Genomic DNA, 18,981 nt, shown 5'->3' with positions numbered 1-18,981 from the left:
CATTGCCCGATCCCATGCCGGAACCTGAGCGCGGCGAAAAGGCCGCCGTGGTCCTGCCTTTGCCCGATACGCCGCCGGAGGATGCGCCTGCCGATCCGCCCTCGTCGCTCAGGGCGCAGGATCCGTCTTATGTGATCTTCACCTCCGGCTCCACCGGGTTGCCCAAGGGCGCCGTTGTCCATGCCGAGGGCAACGGCAATCACCTGGAGGCCATGGTCGATCTGCTGCAGTTCGACGCTTCGGATGTGATGGCGCAGACCGCCTCGGTGGCCTCTGATATCTCGGTCTGGCAATTCCTGGTCATGGCAACCGTGGGGGGGCGGGTCGAGGTCTTCGAGGATGCGCTGATCGAACAGCCCGCCGAATTCCTGGCCGCGCTGGAGGCGCGTGGGGTCACGATGCTGCAGGTGGTGCCCGCGGTACTGGAGATGCTGGCGGTCGAACTGGAACGCCCCGGCGCGCCGCCGCCGCCCCGAAGTCTGCGCTGGGTGTCGTCCTGCGGCGAGGCGCTGGCCCCGAGCCTGGCGCGGCGCTGGATGGCGGCAGCTCCCCATGCGCGGCTAATCAATGCCTTTGGTCCGGCGGAATGTTCCGATGACACCAGCGTGGCGCTTTATGATACCCCGCCGCCTGCGGATGCGGTGACGGTATCCATCGGGCGCCCCTTGCGCAATCTGGCCTGCTATGTGCTGGACCGGCGCGAACATCCCTTGCCGCCGGGCATGACGGGGGAGTTGTGGATCGGCGGGCGCGGCGTCGGGCTGGGCTATCTGGCAGACCCCTTGCGCAGCGCCGAGGCCTTTCGCCCCGATCCCTTCTCGGCCACACCCGGTGCGCGGCTCTATCGCACCGGCGATCTGGCGCGGCGGCGTGCCGATGGCAGCCTCGATTACCTTGGGCGGCGCGATTCCCAGGTGCAGATCCGCGGCTTCCGGGTCGAGATTGGCGAGGTCGAGGCGGCCCTGCGCGCCTTGCCCGGCGTGCGCCATGCGGCGGTGGGCCTGCATGAGGGTGCGCGACCTGCCTTGGTGGCCTGGTATGCGCCAGCGGATCTGACGGGGGTAGAGCTGCGCCGGGCCCTGGGCAATCATCTTCCGGGCTTCATGGTCCCGGATCTTTGGGTGCCGATGTCGGCGCTGCCCTTCAACATGAGCGGCAAGATCGATCGCAAGGCGTTGCCAGTGCCCACAGCGCGCGATCATGAGACCGTGGAGCCCCCGGTGAGCGAGGCGGAGCGCAGCCTTGCCGCGATCTGGCAGACCCGGCTTGGGAATAAGGCAATCGGGCGTCACGATAGTTTCTTCGATCTGGGTGGGCATTCCCTGATGGCGATCCAGATGATCGCTGATATCCGCGCTCAGCTTGGCATGCGGCTCAGCCTGCGGGATGTGTTTGACACCCCCCGGCTCAGCGAATTGGCGTTGCGGCTGGTCGAGGCAGGGCGCGGTATCGGGAGCCTGCAAACGGATTGGCCCCCGGCGCGGCAGGCTTGCCCGGTGCCGCTCACGGCAGCCCAGCGGCGCATGTGGTTCCTGCATCAGCTGAACCCGCAGGATCGGTCCTACAGCATGACCGGGATGCTGCGGTTCAAGGGTGAATTGGACAAAGAGGCTTTGCGCGGCGCGCTGGGCGATGTGATGGCCCGCCACCGGGTGCTGCGCATGCGGGTAGAGAGTTCTTCTGATGGTCAGCCCCGGATGGCAGAGGGGCCGTGGCCCGAGGTGCGCGACAGCGATGAACCTGCCGCACGCATTGCCGCGCGCGAGGCCGAGACCGGTTTTGACCTGGCGGCGGCGCCCGTGCTGCGCTTGACCCTGACGCAGGCGAATGCGGAGCCGGCCCTGGTGGTTGCGGTGCATCACATCGTCTTTGATGGCTGGTCCATTGCCACCTTCCTGGAGGATATTTCCGCCCACTATCGCTCCCGCATCGGCCAGGGGGATGCGCCAGCAAAGCTGGCCTATGATTTCGTCGATTATGCCGCCTGGTGCGACCATCACTGGACGCCCGAGGCCTTGGATCGTTCCTTAAAGGCCCGCAAGGCGCGTTTCGGAACCGGTCTGACGCCGCTGGACCTGCCCTATGATGCCCCCGATCCCGGCCCCGGCGCGCGGGTCGCGGGGCTATATCGGTTCGAGATCCCGAAGGCGCTGAGCGCGCAGCTGCAGGATCTGGCCGGGCGCAGCGGCGTGACACCCTTCCTGATCCTCCTGGCCGCCTTTCAGATGCTGCTGGCGCGTATCACCGGAGCACAGCGGTTCGATGTGGGGACGCTGATCGCGGGGCGCGCGCGTCCGGGCATGGAGCAGTTGATCGGCCTGCTGATCAACGTGCTGCCGGTGCCTGCCGATTTCTCCGGAAATCCGGATGGCTATGCTCTGTTGGCGCGGCTCAAACGCGATTGGCTGGACCTGCAGCGGGTCTCGGATCTGCCCTTCGATGCGCTGGTGGCCGCCGAGACGGGCGAGCAGGCGGATCCCGCCCAGGCCGGGCTCAATTGTTTCTTCGTGATGCAGAACCAGCCAATGGGACCGCGCGATCTGGGCGGCGGTCTGCGCATGGTGCTGGAAGAGCTGCCCCCGGTTCATGCGCCCTATGATCTTCTGTTGGATATGGAGCCGCAGGCGCAGGGGTTCAACGCGTGTTTCCGCTACAGCGCTGCCCGTTTTGATGCCGCAACCGTGCGCTCCTTCGCGGATGCCTTCCTTGCCCTGCTCCAAGGGCTCTTGGAGACACCCGAGCGCGCCGTTGCGGATCTGCCCGCCCAAGGGGCGGCGGCGGGGCAGCAGCAGGCGCATGTCCTGACCGGAGCGGATCGGGCCCTGCCGGGAGAAGGCCGGCTTTTCCCGGCGCTGTTTGAGGATATGGCGCGAAGACATCCGCAGGCCCGCGCCGCAGCTGATGGGGAGGAGTGGCTCAGCTATGGCGACCTGCTGGCACAGGCGGACCGCATCGCGGCGGCGCTGCAGGCGCGAGGGATTGGCCCCGAGGATGTCGTCGGCGTGCATGGGCGGCGCTCGGTGGCGATGCTGGTGGCGCTCTTGGGGATCCTGCGCGCCGGGGCGGCCTATATGCCGCTGGATCCGGGTGATGCGCCCTCGCGCCTGGCGGAAATGCTGGAGGAAACCGGGGCCAAGGTGGTGCTGACCTGCGGGACCATGCCCGATCCTGCGCTGGGGGCGGGGCGGGACCTGCTGGAGGTCGATGCCCTGCGTCATGGTATCGGCCCGGCGTTACAGCCTGTGACGCTCAGGTCCGATACGCTGGCCTATGTGATCTATACCTCCGGCTCTACCGGGCGCCCCAAGGGGGCCATGGTCACGCATCATGGCATGTTGAACCATCTTTGGGCCAAGGTGGTGGATCTGGATCTGACGGCAAGGGACCGGGTGGCGGAAACCGCTCCGCAAAGCTTTGACGTCAGCATCTGGCAGTTCCTCTCGGCCCTCCTGGTGGGGGGGAGCATCCATGTCTTTGACGAGGAAACCGCCGTGGATCCTTCGGGCTTGCTGGCAGGGCTTGCACGCGCCCATGTGACCGTGGCCGAGACGGTGCCGGGCCTGCTGCGGGCGATGAACGATGTGCAGGAGGTTGGCGCGGTCACGCCGCTGCCCGCATTGCGCTGGATGCTGGTCACCGGAGAGGCGCTTTCGGCGGATGCGGCCCAGGCCTGGCGTCAGCGATATCCCGCGATACCGTTGATGAACGCCTATGGGCCGACCGAATGTTCCGATGATGTGACCCATCATGTGATCGATCGCTCCCTTGCGCCGGGGCGTTCGGTGCCCATTGGCAAGACTATCCTGAATACCCGGCTCTATGTGCTGGATGCCCGTCTGATGCCCGTGCCAAAGGGGGCGGCGGGGCGTCTCTGGGTGGGCGGTGTCGGTGTGGGGCGGGGCTATGTGGCGGCGCAGGGCAAGACGGCCATGGCCTTCCGCCCCGATCCCTTTGCCCGAACCCCGGGCGCCCGCATGTATGATACCGGCGATATCGTCCGGCTGAACGCGGCGGCAGAGCTGGTCTACCTGGGCCGCGCCGATCACCAGATCAAACTGGCCGGACAGCGGATCGAACCCGGAGAGATCGAGACCTGTCTGCGCAGGCTGCCCTTCGTGCGCGACTGCGTTGTGATGCTGCGGGGCGCGCGTCTGGTGGCCTATGCAGTGCTGCGCGATCCGCCGCCCAGGGCCGAGGCGCGCCTGCTGGCCGAGGCCGCCCAGCATCTGCCTCGCCATATGGTGCCCGCCGGGGTGATGACGCTGCCCGCCTTGCCGCGTACCGCCAATGGCAAGCTGGACCGGGCCGCTCTGCCGGACTGGCAGCCTGAGGTTCTGGCAACTGCCGATGACGGTCCCGCGACCGAGACAGAGCGCCAATTGGCTGAGCTTGCGCGCGATGTCCTTGCGATTTCCAAGGTGCCGGTGACGGCGGACTTCTTTGCCATTGGCGGCACCTCGCTGCAGGCGATGCAGCTGATCGCCCTGGCGCGCAGGCGCTTTGCCGTGGACCTGCCGCTGGCGGGATTTTATCGCAGCCCCAACCTCAGGGCGCTGGCCATTGCGATCGAGACCGGAGGGCCGATCATGGCCGATGGCGGCCAGACCCTGCCGCAGGGCGATCTGCCTTTGACACCCGCACAAGAGCGGCTTTGGATGCTGCAGCAGTTGGAGGGGGAGCGGGAAACGGGGATCTACACCATCGTCTCCCCTCTGCGCCTGCACGGGCCCTTGGACCTGGACCGCTTGCAGGGGGCGCTGCAAGCGGTGCTGGCGGCCCATCCGGCGTTGCGCCTGACGTTTCACGACACACCCGACGGCCCGCGTCAGCGCATCGGAGATCGGTTTGCCGTCTCATTGGACATCGAAGATCTCGCCGATCTGAGCGACGCGACACTCGATATGGCGGCAGGGCAGGAAGCCGGGCGCCCCTTTGATCTGAAGACCGGTCCGCTGTTGCGGGCGCGGCTTCTGCGCAAGGGCGCCGAAGAGGCGGCCCTGGTGATCGCCTTGCACCATATCATCGCCGATGGCGCCTCGATGGATATCCTTCTGCAGGATCTGGCCCGGGCTTATGGTGGAGAGCGCCTGGAGCCGGTGGATACGGCCCGCTGGATCACCGCAGCGCCGTTGCATCGGCATCCGGGTCGGGTGGTGCGGCGCTTGCAGGGGCTGCCGCCGTTTCTGGATCTGCCCGGCGACCGGGAGGGTCATGACCACCCGGACAGGAGCGCAGGCAATACCGGCTTCTGGCTGCAGCCCGAGCAGGTCGCGCGCCTGGATGAGCTGTGTCGGAATCACGGCGTGACGCGGTTCATGGCGATTTCCGGCGTGGTGGCGGCCGTCATGGGGCGCATTGCCGGGCGCAAGGACATGGTTTTCGGCACCGACACGGCGGGGCGCGACGGGCCGGGCAGCGACAGTGCCGTGGGCTTCCTGGTCAACCAGCTGCCGATCCGTCTGGATCTGTCGGGGGAGCCTGACCTTGCCGCCCTGTTGGCGCGCAGCCGGGCGGCGGCGCTTGCGGCTTTCGAGGATCAGGATGTACCCTTTCAGGAGGTGGTGCGCGCGGTGAAGGCGCCGCGCCAAAACGGACGAATGCCGGTCTTCCAGTTGAAGATCATCGACCGTGGCACACGGCCAGAGGCCTTGCGGGCCGCAGAGCTGGAGCTGCGCCCGCATTATGGCGCAGAGCCGCGTGTCGAAACCGATCTCATGGTGGAACTGGCCGAGATCGGCGGGCGGTTGAAGATCTGGCTCACCTATCGGGCGCATCTGTTTGACAGGGCGCGGGTCGAAAGCTGGCGCGATTGCCTCAAGGCGGCATTGTGTGGGGTTCTGGAGCAGGGCGAGCAATGGGATATCGGCCAGATCCTGCCACCTGCAGAGCCCGCAAAAGGCAATGCCTCGAAATCTCCGATGCGCCTCGCGTTTCGACGCCCAGCCGATCCGGGGCGTGGCGCTTGCCCCGAGGTGCTGGTCCCGCCGGTGCGAGGCGCCAAGCTGGCCCATTGGCTGCGCGAAAACCGGGAAGAGATCGATCGTTACCTCTATCGTGCGGGCGCGGTGTTGCTGCGCGGGGCGGGGATCACGGATGCCGCCGAGTTCGAGGCCGCCGCCGCCAGCCTGTCGCGCGAGATGATCCACGAGAATGGCGAACACGAACCGGTGGCGGCCTCGGATGTGGTGCAGACACCGGTGCGATACCCGGCGGATGTGCCGCTGAGGGCGCATAACGAGAATACCTTCAACCGGATCTGGCCGGGCAGGATCATGTTTGCCTGCCTCACCCCGGCCGAAACCGGTGGGGAAACCACGGTGCTGGACGGGCGGCGCATCTATCAGGCCCTGCCCGTGGATCTGCGTGATCGCTTTGCCCGTGAAGGCATCCGCTATCGCCGGGTCTATCAACCGGGGCTGGAGAAAAGCTGGCAGCAGGTCTATGGCACGACGGATCCTGCCGAACTCGCCCGCGCCTGCGCCAAAGAGGAAGCCGAACTCAGCTGGCAGGGGGATGTGCCGGTGACCGAGGCCTGGCGCCCGGCGGTGGCGCGTCATCCGGTGACGAATGAGATGACATGGGTGGGTCAGGTGCCGATCTGGCATCCTGCCTGCCACGATCCGGAGACCACAGCGGCCCTGCGCAGCGTCTTTGCGCCAGAGGCCCTGCCGCGCACATGCTGGTTCGGCGGTGGCGGTGAGATTTCGGATGCGGATGCGCAGCTGATCGCCCGCCTGTGCGCCGAGGCGGAAACGCCCATCGCCTGGCAGCAGGGCGATATGGCCGTGGTGGACAACCTTCTGGCGGCCCATGGGCGCAGGCCCTACACGGGACAGCGCAGGATCCTGGTCGCGTTGAGCGATCCCGTGGAGGGAAAATCCCTGGCGGGTGCCCCATGACGGCGCCGCTCGATTGTCTGGTGATCGGCTATAACGAGCCCGCCACCGCCACCCATGCCGCGGCGCTGGCGCGGATGGGCAAGACCAGCCCGGCCTATAGGGATCTTGCGCTCTCGGTGATCGAGGGGGAAGGCGGCGCGCGCTCCTACATGGATCTGCTTGATCAGTTTCGCCCGGCGGGCAGCCCGCCGATGCGCTGTGGCGCAATTCCGAACCTGGCGGCGGTTTACCTCGTCAACATGCTGCAAAATGCAGGCCTCAGTGCCGATTGGATCAACCTCTTTCAGGATGAGACGGATCGCCTCGCCATGCTGCTTGCGCAGGGTGTGCGCTGCGTGGCGATCACCACCACCTTTTATGTCACGAATGCACCGGTGCATGAGATGGTCGCCTTCATCCGCGCCCGCTCGGATGCGCGGATCGTGCTGGGCGGTCCCCTGGTGGCCAACCATCTGCGCAACAGCCAAACGCCCGAAGAGCTGGCCGTGGCGCTGGGCGATCTGGGTGCCGACGTCTATGTGGCGGACCCGGAAGGAGAGAGCACCCTGTGCCGCCTGACCCGGGCCCTGGCGGAAGGGGGCGATCTCTACCAGGTGCCCAATCTGATCTTTGCCGATGGCAGCAGAACCCTGATCGCGCCAGAGGAAAACCCGATGGATCAGCGGGTCATCGACTGGCGGCGGTTTGCGCCCGCCCGGCTGGGCCCGGCAGTGCAGACCCGCACCGCCCGCAGCTGCGCCTTCAACTGCTCCTTTTGCAGCTATCCCATTCGCGCAGGGGTCCTGGCCCTGACCAGCGTTGAGAGGGTGATCGAAGAGTTGCAGGCTTTGGCGGCGCTGGGCGTGCGGCATCTGGTGTTCATCGACGATACCTTCAACGTGCCCTTGCCACGGTTCAAGGCTCTGTGCCGGGCGATGATCAAGCGGGATTGGGGGTTCGAGTGGTACTCTTACCTGCGCTGCTCCAACCTGGATGAGGAAGCCATCGCGCTGATGGTGGAGGCAGGCTGCGGTGGCGTCTTCCTGGGCATTGAATCCGGCAGCCCGGCGATCCTGAAGGCGATGAACAAGTCAGCCAGCACCAAACACTATCGGCGTGGGATCAAGGCGCTGAAACAGGCGGGCGTGCTGACCTTTGCCTCCTTCATCCTGGGTTTCCCCGGAGAGACCGAGGAGACGGTTGCCGAAACCCTGGCCTTCCTGGATGAAACCGCGCCGGACTACTATCGCATCCAGCCCTGGTATTCCGAAACTGGCGCCCCGATCGAGGCACAGCGCGACCGCTACGATATCACCGGCGGTGGTTTTGCCTGGCGCCATGCCACCATGGACAGCGCGACGGCGCTGGATCTCATCGAGGAAGCCTTTCTGGAGGAGCGCAGCGCGCTGTGGCTGCCGCAATGGTCCTTCGATTTCTGGTCGATCCCCTATCTGCGCGGGCGCGGCATGTCCTTTGGCGATCTCAAAGGGTTCATGCGGCGCGCAAATGCGCTTCATCGCCAGCAGTTCCAGATGCAAAGCCAGGCGGCGGCGCAAAGGGCCCATCGCGATGCCCTGGCGGACCTGCGGCTGCACACTTCGGAGGTTCTTGCATGATGCAGTCAGACCGGCTTCACTCCTGGTTTGCAGCGCGCGGGGGTGCGCCCTCCTGCCTGAAGGCGCGGGTCGCCAAGGCCATATCGCCCGAGAGGCTCTGCCAGACCATCAGGGGATTGGCAGATTTTGGGGCGGATCTGCGTGTGGATCTGCAGGCGGAGGCACGCGGGGTGCGGGTCTCCCTTGAAGCACCGGCCGCACGCGCCGATCCGGCTTCATTGCTGTTGCTCCTGAAGGCGGCCTGTGAGGGCCAGACAGCCTGGCCTGCCGAGGTGCCATCGCACGAGGACTACCTGGCGTGGCAGCAGAGCCTCTTGGGCGATGACATGGGTGAGGAGGGGCAACGCCATTGGCAGACGGTCTTGCAGGATCGCCTGGTCGCGCCACCAAGGATGGTGCGCGCAACCCCGGTTCTGGCCCTGTCGAATACCCCCGGCGTGGCCGAAGTGCTGAGCGCCTGGCGTGCGGTCCTCGATCTCTCCTTTGACGCAGCGCCGGATCTTGCCGTGCTCTGTGATCCGCGCGACGATCCGGGGCTTGCGGGGGCCATCGGTCCTTTTGCGCTGCCGCTGCCGCTATCTTGGGTGCCCAAACCGGGGCAAAGCGCCGCTGCCCGTTCGGCTGCGGCGGCAGAGGCGCTGGCGCTTACACGGGCGCATCAATCCACCTATGTGCCGCCAGAATCCGGAGCCTCGCCGGGCACGGCTGGGCTTCTGTGGCACCGGTTGCAGGCGGTGCCGGGGATCGAGGTGCTGGAGGCCTCGGCTCCGGCGCTGGCGACGGGCTGTGATCTGGAGCTGTTCGAAGCCGAAGCGCGCCTTCACATGCGGCTGCTGTTTGATCCCGAACGGCTGCAGGATCAGCAGGCCGCCTGGATGCTGGAGCGGCTGCAGACCTGGATTACCGCGCAGCAGGCGCCGGATCTGCGGCCGGTGCTTGGTAGCAGCGAGTTTGCTTGGCAGCGCCGCCATCTGGATGGGCCGCCGCTTGAAGAGCAATTCCAGCCGCTGTTCGACAGGCTTTCGGCATTGGCCGCAGCAGCGCCGGATGCCCTTGCGATCTCCGGACCGCAGACGGAAAGCCTGGCCGCGCTTCTGGTTCAGGCAGATGGTCTTGCCGGGGCGTTGATCCGCGCGGGTGCCGGGCCGGGCGCGCGCGTCGGGGTCGCCTTGGGAATGGGGCGCGACTGGCTGTGTGCGGTATTGGCGATCCTGCGGTCCGGCGCCGCCTTCGTGCCGTTGCCGCCCGATCTGCCCGCGCGTCGCCGTCAGATGATGGCCGAAGATGTCGGAATTTCACTGCTGGTTTCAGATGGCAGCGGGGAGGGCATTATCGCGGGGATCGCTATGATTCCACTGACCGCCCGGGCCGAGAGACCGACCGATGCCCCCAGCCCGCACTCCGCCGATCTGGCCTATGTGATCTTCACCTCCGGCTCCACCGGCAGGCCCAAGGGCGTGTGCATCTCCCATGGGGCCTTTGATCACTACCTGCACTGGGCCCGCTCTGCCTACCGCCTGTCCACTGAGGCATCCAGTCCGGTTCATGCCCGCACCGAAGCGGACATGGGGCTGACGTCACTCTTCGTACCATTGTTACAGGGCAAGGCGCTGCGCTTTCTGCCGCCCGATCCGCCGGGTGCCGCCCTGGTCGATGCCCTGACAGGGGCGGGGGATCTTGGATTGGTCAAGCTGACCCCGTCGCTCCTGGCGGCGGTGCCGTCATCAGAGGGGGAAGGCCCGCGGCTGGGCTGCCTGATCCTGGGCGGCGAAGCCTTGCGCGCGGAACAGCTGCGCCCCTGGCTTGGGGTCGCACGGATCGTGAACGAATACGGCCCGACCGAGGCCACGGTCGGTTGCGTTGCCCATGAGGTTCCTGCCGCCGCCCCGCTGCCTGACCTCATCCCGATTGGCCGCCCCATCGCAGGGGCGCGGCTCTATGTGCTGGATGACAGGGTCTGCCCGGTTCCGCAGGGCAAGGCCGGAGAGCTGTTCATCGCGGGGCCCATGCTGGCAGAGGGCTACCATGCCCGCCCGGGCGACACGGCCTGCGCCTTTGTGCCAAACCCCTTTTCTGAGATGCCGGGCGAGCGCATGTATCGCACCGGCGACCTGGTGCGGCTGGATCTGGACGGGGTGCTTCACTATCTGGGGCGCCGCGATGACGAGGTGAAGATCCGCGGCCATCGGCTGCACCCGGCCGAGGTGGAGCAGGCCTTGGAACAGCACGCAGCTGTCAGGGCTGCCGCAGTGGTTCCTGCGCCCGACCGACAAAGCCTGGCTGCCTGCGTCGTGCTGGATCAGCCGCTGCGCCCCCGCGCCCTGCAGCGGCACCTGGCCGAGCGTCTGCCCGAGGCCCTGATCCCGGCTCCGATCCTGCCCGTCGAGCAGTTGCCGCTAGGAGCCAGTGGCAAAGTGGACCGCAGGGCCATTGCCGCGCTGGCCTTCCCGGAGCCTGCCGCCCCGGCAGAGGTGCCGGGTGATCTGGATCCCAAGGTGGCGGAGGTCATCGCGATCTTCTCCGATCTTCTGGGCGGTGTCGCGGTGGGGCCTTCGGACAACTTCTTTGAACTGGGCGGTCATTCGCTGCTGGCGATCCGCATGGTGGCCGCGTTGCGCAAATCCGGGTTCCCCGACCTGCAGGTGCGCGACGTTTTTGATCACCCGACACCAGCGGGGCTGCTCGCCGCGGTGGGGCTGCCGCAGGGTGTGCCACGGGAGGAGGGTGTTTTGTGAATATCGCCGCCCCTGCCTCAGACCCTCTGGCAGAGCTGTTCCGGGATCTGGCCGCGCGGGATATTCATCTGCGGCTGGATGGGGAGGCATTGGCCTATTCTGCGCCGCCAGGGGTCCTGGACGCGGAGCTCAAGGCCCGGCTGCTGGCGTCCCGGGCGGCGGTTCTGGAGCGGCTCAGAGCCTGCCGATGGCCGCCGGAGGAAAGCGCGGAAGGCCAGGCATCGGCCAATCTGGCATCGGCCAACCAGGCACCCGATAATCTGGCACCCGCGAGCCTGGCGCAGGAGCGGATCTGGGTCAGTGAGCGCCTGTTTGACGCGGGCGCTGCCTTTCACATCACCGCCGGATTGCGCCTGCCAGCGCGGTTCGACCCGGGCCGGATCCAGGCGGAGCTGAGCACGGTTGCAGCACGGCATGCCGCGCTGCGGACCCGGTTTCGCCAAAGCGATGGCGTCCTGTACCAAGTGAGCGATCTGGATTGCGACGTGCCGCTGCTCCGCTTGCAAGATGAAGACGAGGCGCGCCAGATCGCGCAGCGCCCCTTCGATCTGGCGCAGGACGCGCCCTGGAGGGCGGCGCTTGGCCCGCTGCAGAAGGGCAAGCGGTTCTTGGTGATCGTCCTGCATCATATCGCGGTGGATGGCGTCTCGCTGGATGTGCTGCTGTCCGAGTTCACGCAGGCTTTGGAGGGGGCCAAGGCACCCAAGTCGCAATCCCCGGTGTCGCCGACAGGTTTTGCCCGCTGGCAGCACGCCTGGCTCAAGAGCCCCGACGCCGCCCATGCCGAAACCTATTGGGCGCGGCAGCTTACCCCGCTGCCGCCGCCGCTGGATCTGTCTCTGGCTGGGCCCCGTCCCGTGGCGCGGGATTTTGCGGGCGCCACCGAACAGCGCCCGCTTGCCCCCGATCTTGCTGACGCATTGCGATCCCATGCCCGGGCGCGCGGCATGGGGGTCTATACCGTGGTTCTGGCCGCCTGGGCGGCGCTATTGGCCCGGATGAGCGGGCAGCAGGATTTCTGTATCGGCGTGCCGATGGCGGATCGTTCCGAGAGCGGGCTGGAGCGCGCGGTGGGGCTGTATCTCAACATGATGCCGCTGCCGGTGCGCGGGTGCTTGGGGCAGAATTTTTCCGGGCTGAGTGATGCCCTGCGTGATGCTTTGGCCGGGGGGATCACCCATGCGCGGCTGCCCTTTGAACGGCTGGTAGAGCGGTTCGGCCGCGACACGCAGCAAGGCTATTCGCCGCTGTTCAACGTGGCCTGCACCGATGCGGGCAACGCGCCCAGACCGCGCCTTTTGGATGGCGAACCTCTGGAGATGGTGGAGATTGCGCCCGCCGGTGCAAAATACGATCTGACGCTGTTCCTGCGCCGCGTTGGCGACGGGCTGTGCCTGGCGTTGGAGTACCGCAGCGCGCTGTTCGACCGCGAGGGGGCAGGGCATATCCTTGATCTGCTGGACGCCTTGCTGACGGACGCCCTGCAGCACCCGGAGCGTGCGGTTGCCGATCTGCGCTTTCCCGGTCTTGCGCCGCGCGTTGCCGCCCCACCGGGGCCTGATCTGCCCCGGCAGAGCCTGCCTGCCCGGTTCCAAGAGATGGCCGCAAGGATGCCGGATGCCACGGCGATCAGCGACGGCGCGCAGCACCTCAGCTATGGAGTGCTGTCGGGCCAGGTGCGTGCCATGGCTGCAGGGCTGCGCCGCGCCGGGGTGGGACGCGGCGATGTCGTCGCCATCGCCCTGCCGCGCTCGGCCGATATGGTGGCGGCGCTCCTTGCGGTGCTGGAGGTGGGGGGCTGCTATCTGCCGCTTGGCGATGCGCCCCCGCAGGAGCGCCTGTCGCGGATGCTGGCGCAGGCCGCTGTCAGGCTGGCCATTGCCCCGGCTGGCGCGGATCTCCCCTGCGCCAGCATCACGCCCGAGACCCTGCGTGGGGCTCAGGAGGATGGCCAGCGGTGCCCTGCAGGGCCGGGCGATCTGGCCTATCTCATCTTCACCTCCGGATCGACGGGGCTGCCCAAGCCGGTAGCAATCAGTCACGGCAATGTCGCGGCGCTGATCGCGGCCACGGCCGAAGGGTTCAGGTTTACCGAAAAGGACGTCTGGACGTTGTTTCACTCCAGTGCGTTCGACTTTTCGGTCTGGGAGATATTCGGAGCGCTCCTGACCGGTGGGCGGCTGGTCGTGGTGTCTTACGAGGTCAGCCGCGCGCCCGAGCGGTTCGTGGCCCTGTTGGCGACAGAGCGGGTCACCGTGCTGAACCTGACCCCCTCGGCCTTTCGCATGCTGCAACCTGCGGCCATCGATCAGGCGAACCGGCTGGGGGCGCTGCGCCTGGTGATCTTTGGCGGAGAGGCGCTGGTGCCCGATCATCTGCGTGCCTGGATTGCGCGATTTGGCCTGGACCGCCCCCAGCTGGTGAACATGTACGGGATCACCGAAACCACGGTGCATGTGACCTGGCGCCGTCTCACCGCAGAGGATCTTTCGGGTGGGATCGGCGCACCGCTGCCGGGGGTGTCGCTGCGTATCTGCGATGCCCAGGGGCATGCGCTGCCGGCATGGGTCGTGGGCGAACTGGTGGTTGGCGGGTCCGGCGTGGCGCGGGGCTACCTGGGGCGACCTTCTTTGACGGCGGAGCGGTTCATTTGCGATCCCTGCCAGCCCGGCGCCCGTCTTTATCGGTCTGGTGACCTTGGGCGGGCGCGCCTGGGTGGGGATTTCGATCACTTGGGGCGCAACGACCGCCAGATCAAGCTGCGTGGCTTTCGGATCGAGTTGGGAGAGGTTGAAGCCGCCCTTGAAGATCATCCCGGTGTCGCCCAGGCGGTTGCCGCCGTGCAGCAGGACGGGCAGGCAGGCGCCCTTTGGGCTTGGGTGGTGCCCGCGGGCGGCGCAATTGACGAAGCGCAGCTTCGTGCGGCGCTTTCTGCGCGGCTGCCCGTCTATATGATCCCCGCCCGCATCCTGGCCCTCCAAGCGCTGCCGCTGACCGGCAACGGCAAGGTCGACCTGGATGCCCTGGCGGTGCGGCCTCTGCCACCGGAGCCGCAGCCCCGTCCCGAGGCAGAAGGGTTCGCCTCTGCGCTGGAGCGCCGCATCGCCGGGCATTTCGAAAAGGTGCTGGGGCGGGCAGTGCCGGACCGCAACGCGGATTTCTTCGTTCTGGGGGGCGATTCCATGCAGGTGGTGACACTGGCCGGACAAATGACGGCAGCGGGGCTGCCGGTCGATCCCGGTACGCTTTACCGGATGCGCAGCGTTGCGGCCCTGGCCCAGGCGTTGGAGGGGCAAGCGGCGGTCGGGCTGGGCAAAGAGCGGCCCGAGGCAGAAACCTCCCGCGAGGCTCCGGCGCGCTATCCCATGACGCTGCTGCAGCGGGGGATGCACTATCACATGCAGATCACCCCCGAAGAGCCGGTCTACCACTGTGTCCTGGGATACGGATTGCAGCTGGCCGCGGATCCCGTGGCCTTGCAGCGGGCCCTGGCGGATGTGACCGCACGCCACGCCATTCTGCGCAGCCTGTTCGATCTGGCCAGCGACCCGCCGCAACAGGAGGTGCAGGCACGGATCGATATCCCCTTTGCCTCTGTGGATCTGCGCGGCCTTTCCGGCGGCGAGCAGCAGCGGCAGGTGTCACAGTTCCTGAACGCCGAACGCGGGCGCCGCTTTGACATCGAGCGGGAGCCGCCCTGGCGCATCACGGCGCATCTTTTGCAGGCGGATCGCTTCTGGATCACCTTCACCCATCACCATGCCCTGTTGGACGGTTGGAGCGTCAACCTCTTCCTGGGCGAGCTGCTGGAGCGCTATCGGGCCTATCTTGCCGGGCAGCTGCCCGCGCTTGCGCCGCCACCCGCGACCCGGTTTGCAGATTACGTGGCGCGCGAACGGGCGGCCCTTGCCGACCCTGAGGCGGCTGCCTTTTGGCAGGCGCAACTGGCGCAAGGCGATGCGCGCCCGCTGCCAAGCCTCTTTGGTCCGGCAGGCGCGGGCGAGCGGATGCGCGAAATTCCCTTGCCGCCCGATCTGCTGGCCGGGCTTCGGGCGGCGGGCGACCAGCTGGATCTGCCGCTCAAAAGCCTGCTGCTGGCGGCGCATGTGGTGGCGGTGGGATATCTGACCGGGGCCAAGGTGGTGCGCACCGGGCTGACGGTCGGCGTACGCCCGCCGGGACCGGGGTCTGACGCGGTTCTGGGGCTTTTCGTCAACACCTTGCCCCTCTGTGTGTCCTGGCAGCGGGCGCGCCGCAGTTTCGCCGCCCTGGCGCAGGATGTCTGGCAGGCCGAGTGCAGGCTCATGGAGCATCGGTTTTTCCCCGGCTCCGAAATCCAACGGCAGGCGGGGGGCGCGGAACTGTTCCCCAGCACCTTCAACTTCACCGATTTCCGCACCACGCGGGCGCGCATTGCCGGGGGCGATCTGGCGCTTGAGGCGGTAGAGGAGGTGGAATACACCCATTACCCCTTTGGCACCAATTTCACCGTGGATGTGGCGCGCGGTCATCTGCGGCTGCTGATCGAGGCGGATCCGGCGCGTTATGGGGCTCGCGATATTGCCCGGTTTGCGCGCGTCTTGCGCCGGGTGCTGCTGGCGGTGGTGCGGGATCCCGCAGCTGCGCTGGATCTTGAGGCCTGTCTCGACCGCCGGGAACGGGACCTGATCCGGGGCGCTTCGGTCAGGGGTGCCGCGCCACGCGCGCAGGTGCCGCGTCTGTTGCGGTTCTTTGAGCACGCGGCGCTTCACCCAGAGGTTCCGGCCCTGATTGACGAGGGGCAGAGCATCGCGGCAGGAAGACTCGCACGAGAGGCCCGTGCCGTGGCCGGGGCGCTGGTTTCGCGCGGTATCGGCGCGGGCGATGTCGTGGCGTTGGACCTGCCGCATGGGCGCGACCTGGTCACGGCGCTCTTGGGCGTGCTGGCGGCGGGGGCGGGGTTCATGCCGCTGGATCCGGGCGACCCACCGGCCCTGCGCCAGGAGCGGCTGTCGCTGGCCGGTGCCAGCCTGGTCCTGGTGCAGGGCGATCGCCCCCCTATGGCTGGCATCCGCGTGCTTGGCCTTGACGCGGCGCGGGCAGCCGACCCGATCCCCCCTCGCAGCGCAGCAGAGGCCGCCCCTGCCTATGTTTTGTTCACCTCGGGTTCCACTGGACGTCCAAAAGCGGTGCAGGTATCGCGCCGGGCCCTGGAGCTGCGGCTGCAAGCCGGGGCGGAGTGGCTGGCCCTGCGTCGCACGGATCGCCATTGCCTGACCACGGCTGCGGCCTTTGATCCCTTCGTGTCGCAGGTCCTGGATACGCTGACGGCCGGTGCGGCGCTGGTGGTGCCGCCTGTAGAGGCGCTCAGCGATATGGCGGCCCTGGCGCATATCCTGGTGCAGCAGCGCTGTAGCGTGCTGGATCTGCCTCCCTCACGGGCCGCACGGCTGGCCGAGGTGCCGGGGGTGGCTGAGGCGCCCCTGCGGCTGCTGCTGATCGGGGGAGAGGCGGTCACCCGCGATTTGGCGAACCGCTTGATGCAGGTCTGGCCCAAGGGGCGCCTGTTCAATTGCTACGGGCTGACTGAAACCACGATCGATGCCTGCAACATGCCGGTCGAGCCGGGGGATGGGACGCTGCCGATCGGATATCCCACGCCGGGGGCTGCGGTGTATCTGCTGGATGCCGCGGATGAACCGGTGCCGCTTGGCGTGACCGGTGTTCTGCATGTGGGCGGCGGGATGCTGGCCGATGGCTACCTGGGTGCGCCGCGCAGGACGGCCGCGGCGTTTCGCCCCGATCCCTTTTCGGGAGGCCCCGGCGCGCGGCTCTATTGCAGCGGCGATCTTGCCAGGCGCGATGCGGCAGGCGCGCTGGTCTGGCTTGGCCGGGGAGATCGCCAGATCAAACTGCGTGGCATCCGGCTGGAGCCGGGACAGCTTGAGGCAGCACTTCTGGCGCTGCCCGGGGTGACCGGCGCGCATGTGATGCTGACTGGCGGCCGCCTGATGGCCTATCTCACCGGCGCGCGGAGGACTGACGGAGAGATCCGGGCGGCGCTGCGGGCGCGGGTGTCCCGCTCGGTGCTGCCGCAGGGCTTTTTGTGGCTCGATGCCCTGCCTGTGACGGCGGCGGGCAAGATCGACGAACAGGCGCTGGCGCAGATGCAGGTGGCGGAGCAGGCCACAGGGTCCGAGCCACCCCGCACCCGGCAGGAGACCGCCCTGTGCCAGATCTGCGGCGAGGTGCTGAAACTCGACCCGCCGCCGGGGCGGGATGCGGGTTTTCTGGATCTTGGCGGCCATTCGCTGGCGGCGGCAGAGGTGGTGGCGCGGCTGCGGCTGCGCCATGGGCTGGCGCTGCCCCTGCGGGCGCTTTTGGAAGCCTCTGCCCTGTGGCGCGCGGCCGCGGCCTGCCTGCCCGCCGCCCGGCCAGCGGCGCCTCGGGGCGGCGAAGAGGCACCGGCGACCCCGGGTCAGGAGAGTTTTGCCGCCGTGCAAGAGGCGCTGGGCGAGACAGCTTTTGCCAATATGGCCGGGGGTATGCGGCTCAGTGGCGCGCTTGACCCGGCGCGGTTGCAGGCTGCCCTGAACGATCTGGTGGCGCGCCACAGCGCCCTGCGGAGCCGGTTCCTGCGGCGTGAGGGGCAGCTTCTGCAACAGGTTCTACCGCTGACAGAGGTGCCGCTTCCCATCGAAGAGATCCCCGCGCAGGATTGGCAGAAGCACACGCTTGTGGCGATCCGGCAGGAGGTGGAGACCGGCTTTGATCTGGGGGCGGGGCGGATGATGCGGGTCCGGCTGTTGCGGTTGGGGCCGGAGGACCACATTCTGGTCCTGGTGCTGCACCATGCGGTGTCGGATGGCATATCGGTGGGCATCCTGGCGTCGGATCTTTGGGCGCTTTATCGCGGCGAACGCCTGTCTCCGCCCGGATGGCAGATGATCGATGCGGCGCGCGCCCTGGCGGCCTGGCGGCAAGGCCCGGCGGCAAAGAAGAGCCTGTCGTTCTGGCAAGGGCGCCTGGCCGGGCCGCGTTACGTGCAACTGGGCACGCCAGAGGCCGAGCCCGCCGCGCCGCGCCGGATGGCGGTTTTGCCCTGGCATATCACAGATCTGCCAAGCCCATCGGATCCCGGGCAGAGCACGCCCTTCGTCCGCGCCCTGACAGCGCTGGCCCTGGCCCTGCACCGGGTGTTCGGCAGTCGCGATATCCGCATTGGCACCATGGTGTCCGGTCGCGACCGGCCCGAGGCCATGGGCACCATCGGCCTACTGGCCAATACCGTTGTCCTGCGCCTCGCGCTTGACGCGGACCAGCGCGCCGCCGATCTGCTGCCACTTGCCCAGCAGGCGGTGCTGGAAGCCCTGGCGGAAGGGACATTGCCGTTCGAGGATGTCCTGGCGGGGCTGGATCTGTCGCAGGGGCCGCCGTTTGAGGTGATGCTGCTTTATCAGGATGCAGCTGCTCCGATTTCCTCTGGCACATTGCAGGCGACGCCCTTTCTGCCGGGAAGCCGGATCTGGGAGGTGGCGCCGGTGACCACCTGTCGGCTGGTGGTGATCCTGACCCCGCAGGGCGCGGGATACGCCTGCCATATCAAATACGACGCCGATTGGCGCGATGAAGCGGGGATCCGCCCCCTGGCCGAAGCGCTGCAGGAGACCATGAGCGAGGTCCGCCGTGTCTGAAGGGGGCGTAAAGGAAACGAGAAATCAGACGGAAAACGCCCGCCCAGGCTGATTTCGCAAATTGCCTATTCTTTAATTT

General features: G+C 67.5%; 4 protein-coding genes. All 4 read left to right on the top strand.

Annotation, left to right across the window (positions count from 1 at the left end):
- The first annotated feature begins 2 nt into the window (after nucleotides 1–2).
- From PXK01_RS01205 to PXK01_RS01190, 4 genes are read left to right on the top strand one after another with little or no spacing between them, the layout of a single operon-like run.
- The gene (locus tag PXK01_RS01205) at nucleotides 3–6,899 is read left to right on the top strand and encodes a non-ribosomal peptide synthetase (RefSeq protein WP_274858523.1); all 6,897 of its coding nucleotides are present in this window, start codon (nucleotides 3–5) and stop codon (nucleotides 6,897–6,899) included.
- Nucleotides 6,896–8,494 carry a radical SAM protein gene (locus PXK01_RS01200; protein ID WP_274858522.1) on the top strand — a complete coding sequence of 533 codons (1,599 nt, stop codon included), beginning with the start codon at nucleotides 6,896–6,898 and terminating at the stop codon, nucleotides 8,492–8,494. Before PXK01_RS01205 ends, PXK01_RS01200 begins: the two co-directional genes overlap by 4 nt.
- Complete coding sequence (locus PXK01_RS01195; protein ID WP_274858521.1) at nucleotides 8,491–11,229, top strand: non-ribosomal peptide synthetase; 2,739 nt, start codon at nucleotides 8,491–8,493, stop codon at nucleotides 11,227–11,229. Before PXK01_RS01200 ends, PXK01_RS01195 begins: the two co-directional genes overlap by 4 nt.
- The gene (locus PXK01_RS01190; protein WP_274858520.1) at nucleotides 11,226–18,902 is read left to right on the top strand and encodes a non-ribosomal peptide synthetase; all 7,677 of its coding nucleotides are present in this window, start codon (nucleotides 11,226–11,228) and stop codon (nucleotides 18,900–18,902) included. The genes PXK01_RS01195 and PXK01_RS01190 overlap by 4 nt, the downstream gene beginning before the upstream one ends.
- Nucleotides 18,903–18,981 lie beyond the last annotated feature (79 nt).

Source organism: Phaeobacter sp. PT47_59, assembly GCF_028890025.1.
In the GTDB taxonomy this organism is placed as follows: Bacteria; Pseudomonadota; Alphaproteobacteria; order Rhodobacterales; family Rhodobacteraceae; genus Phycobacter.
Note: the sequence above shows the minus strand (reverse complement) of the source record. Positions and strands in the feature narration are given on the sequence as shown.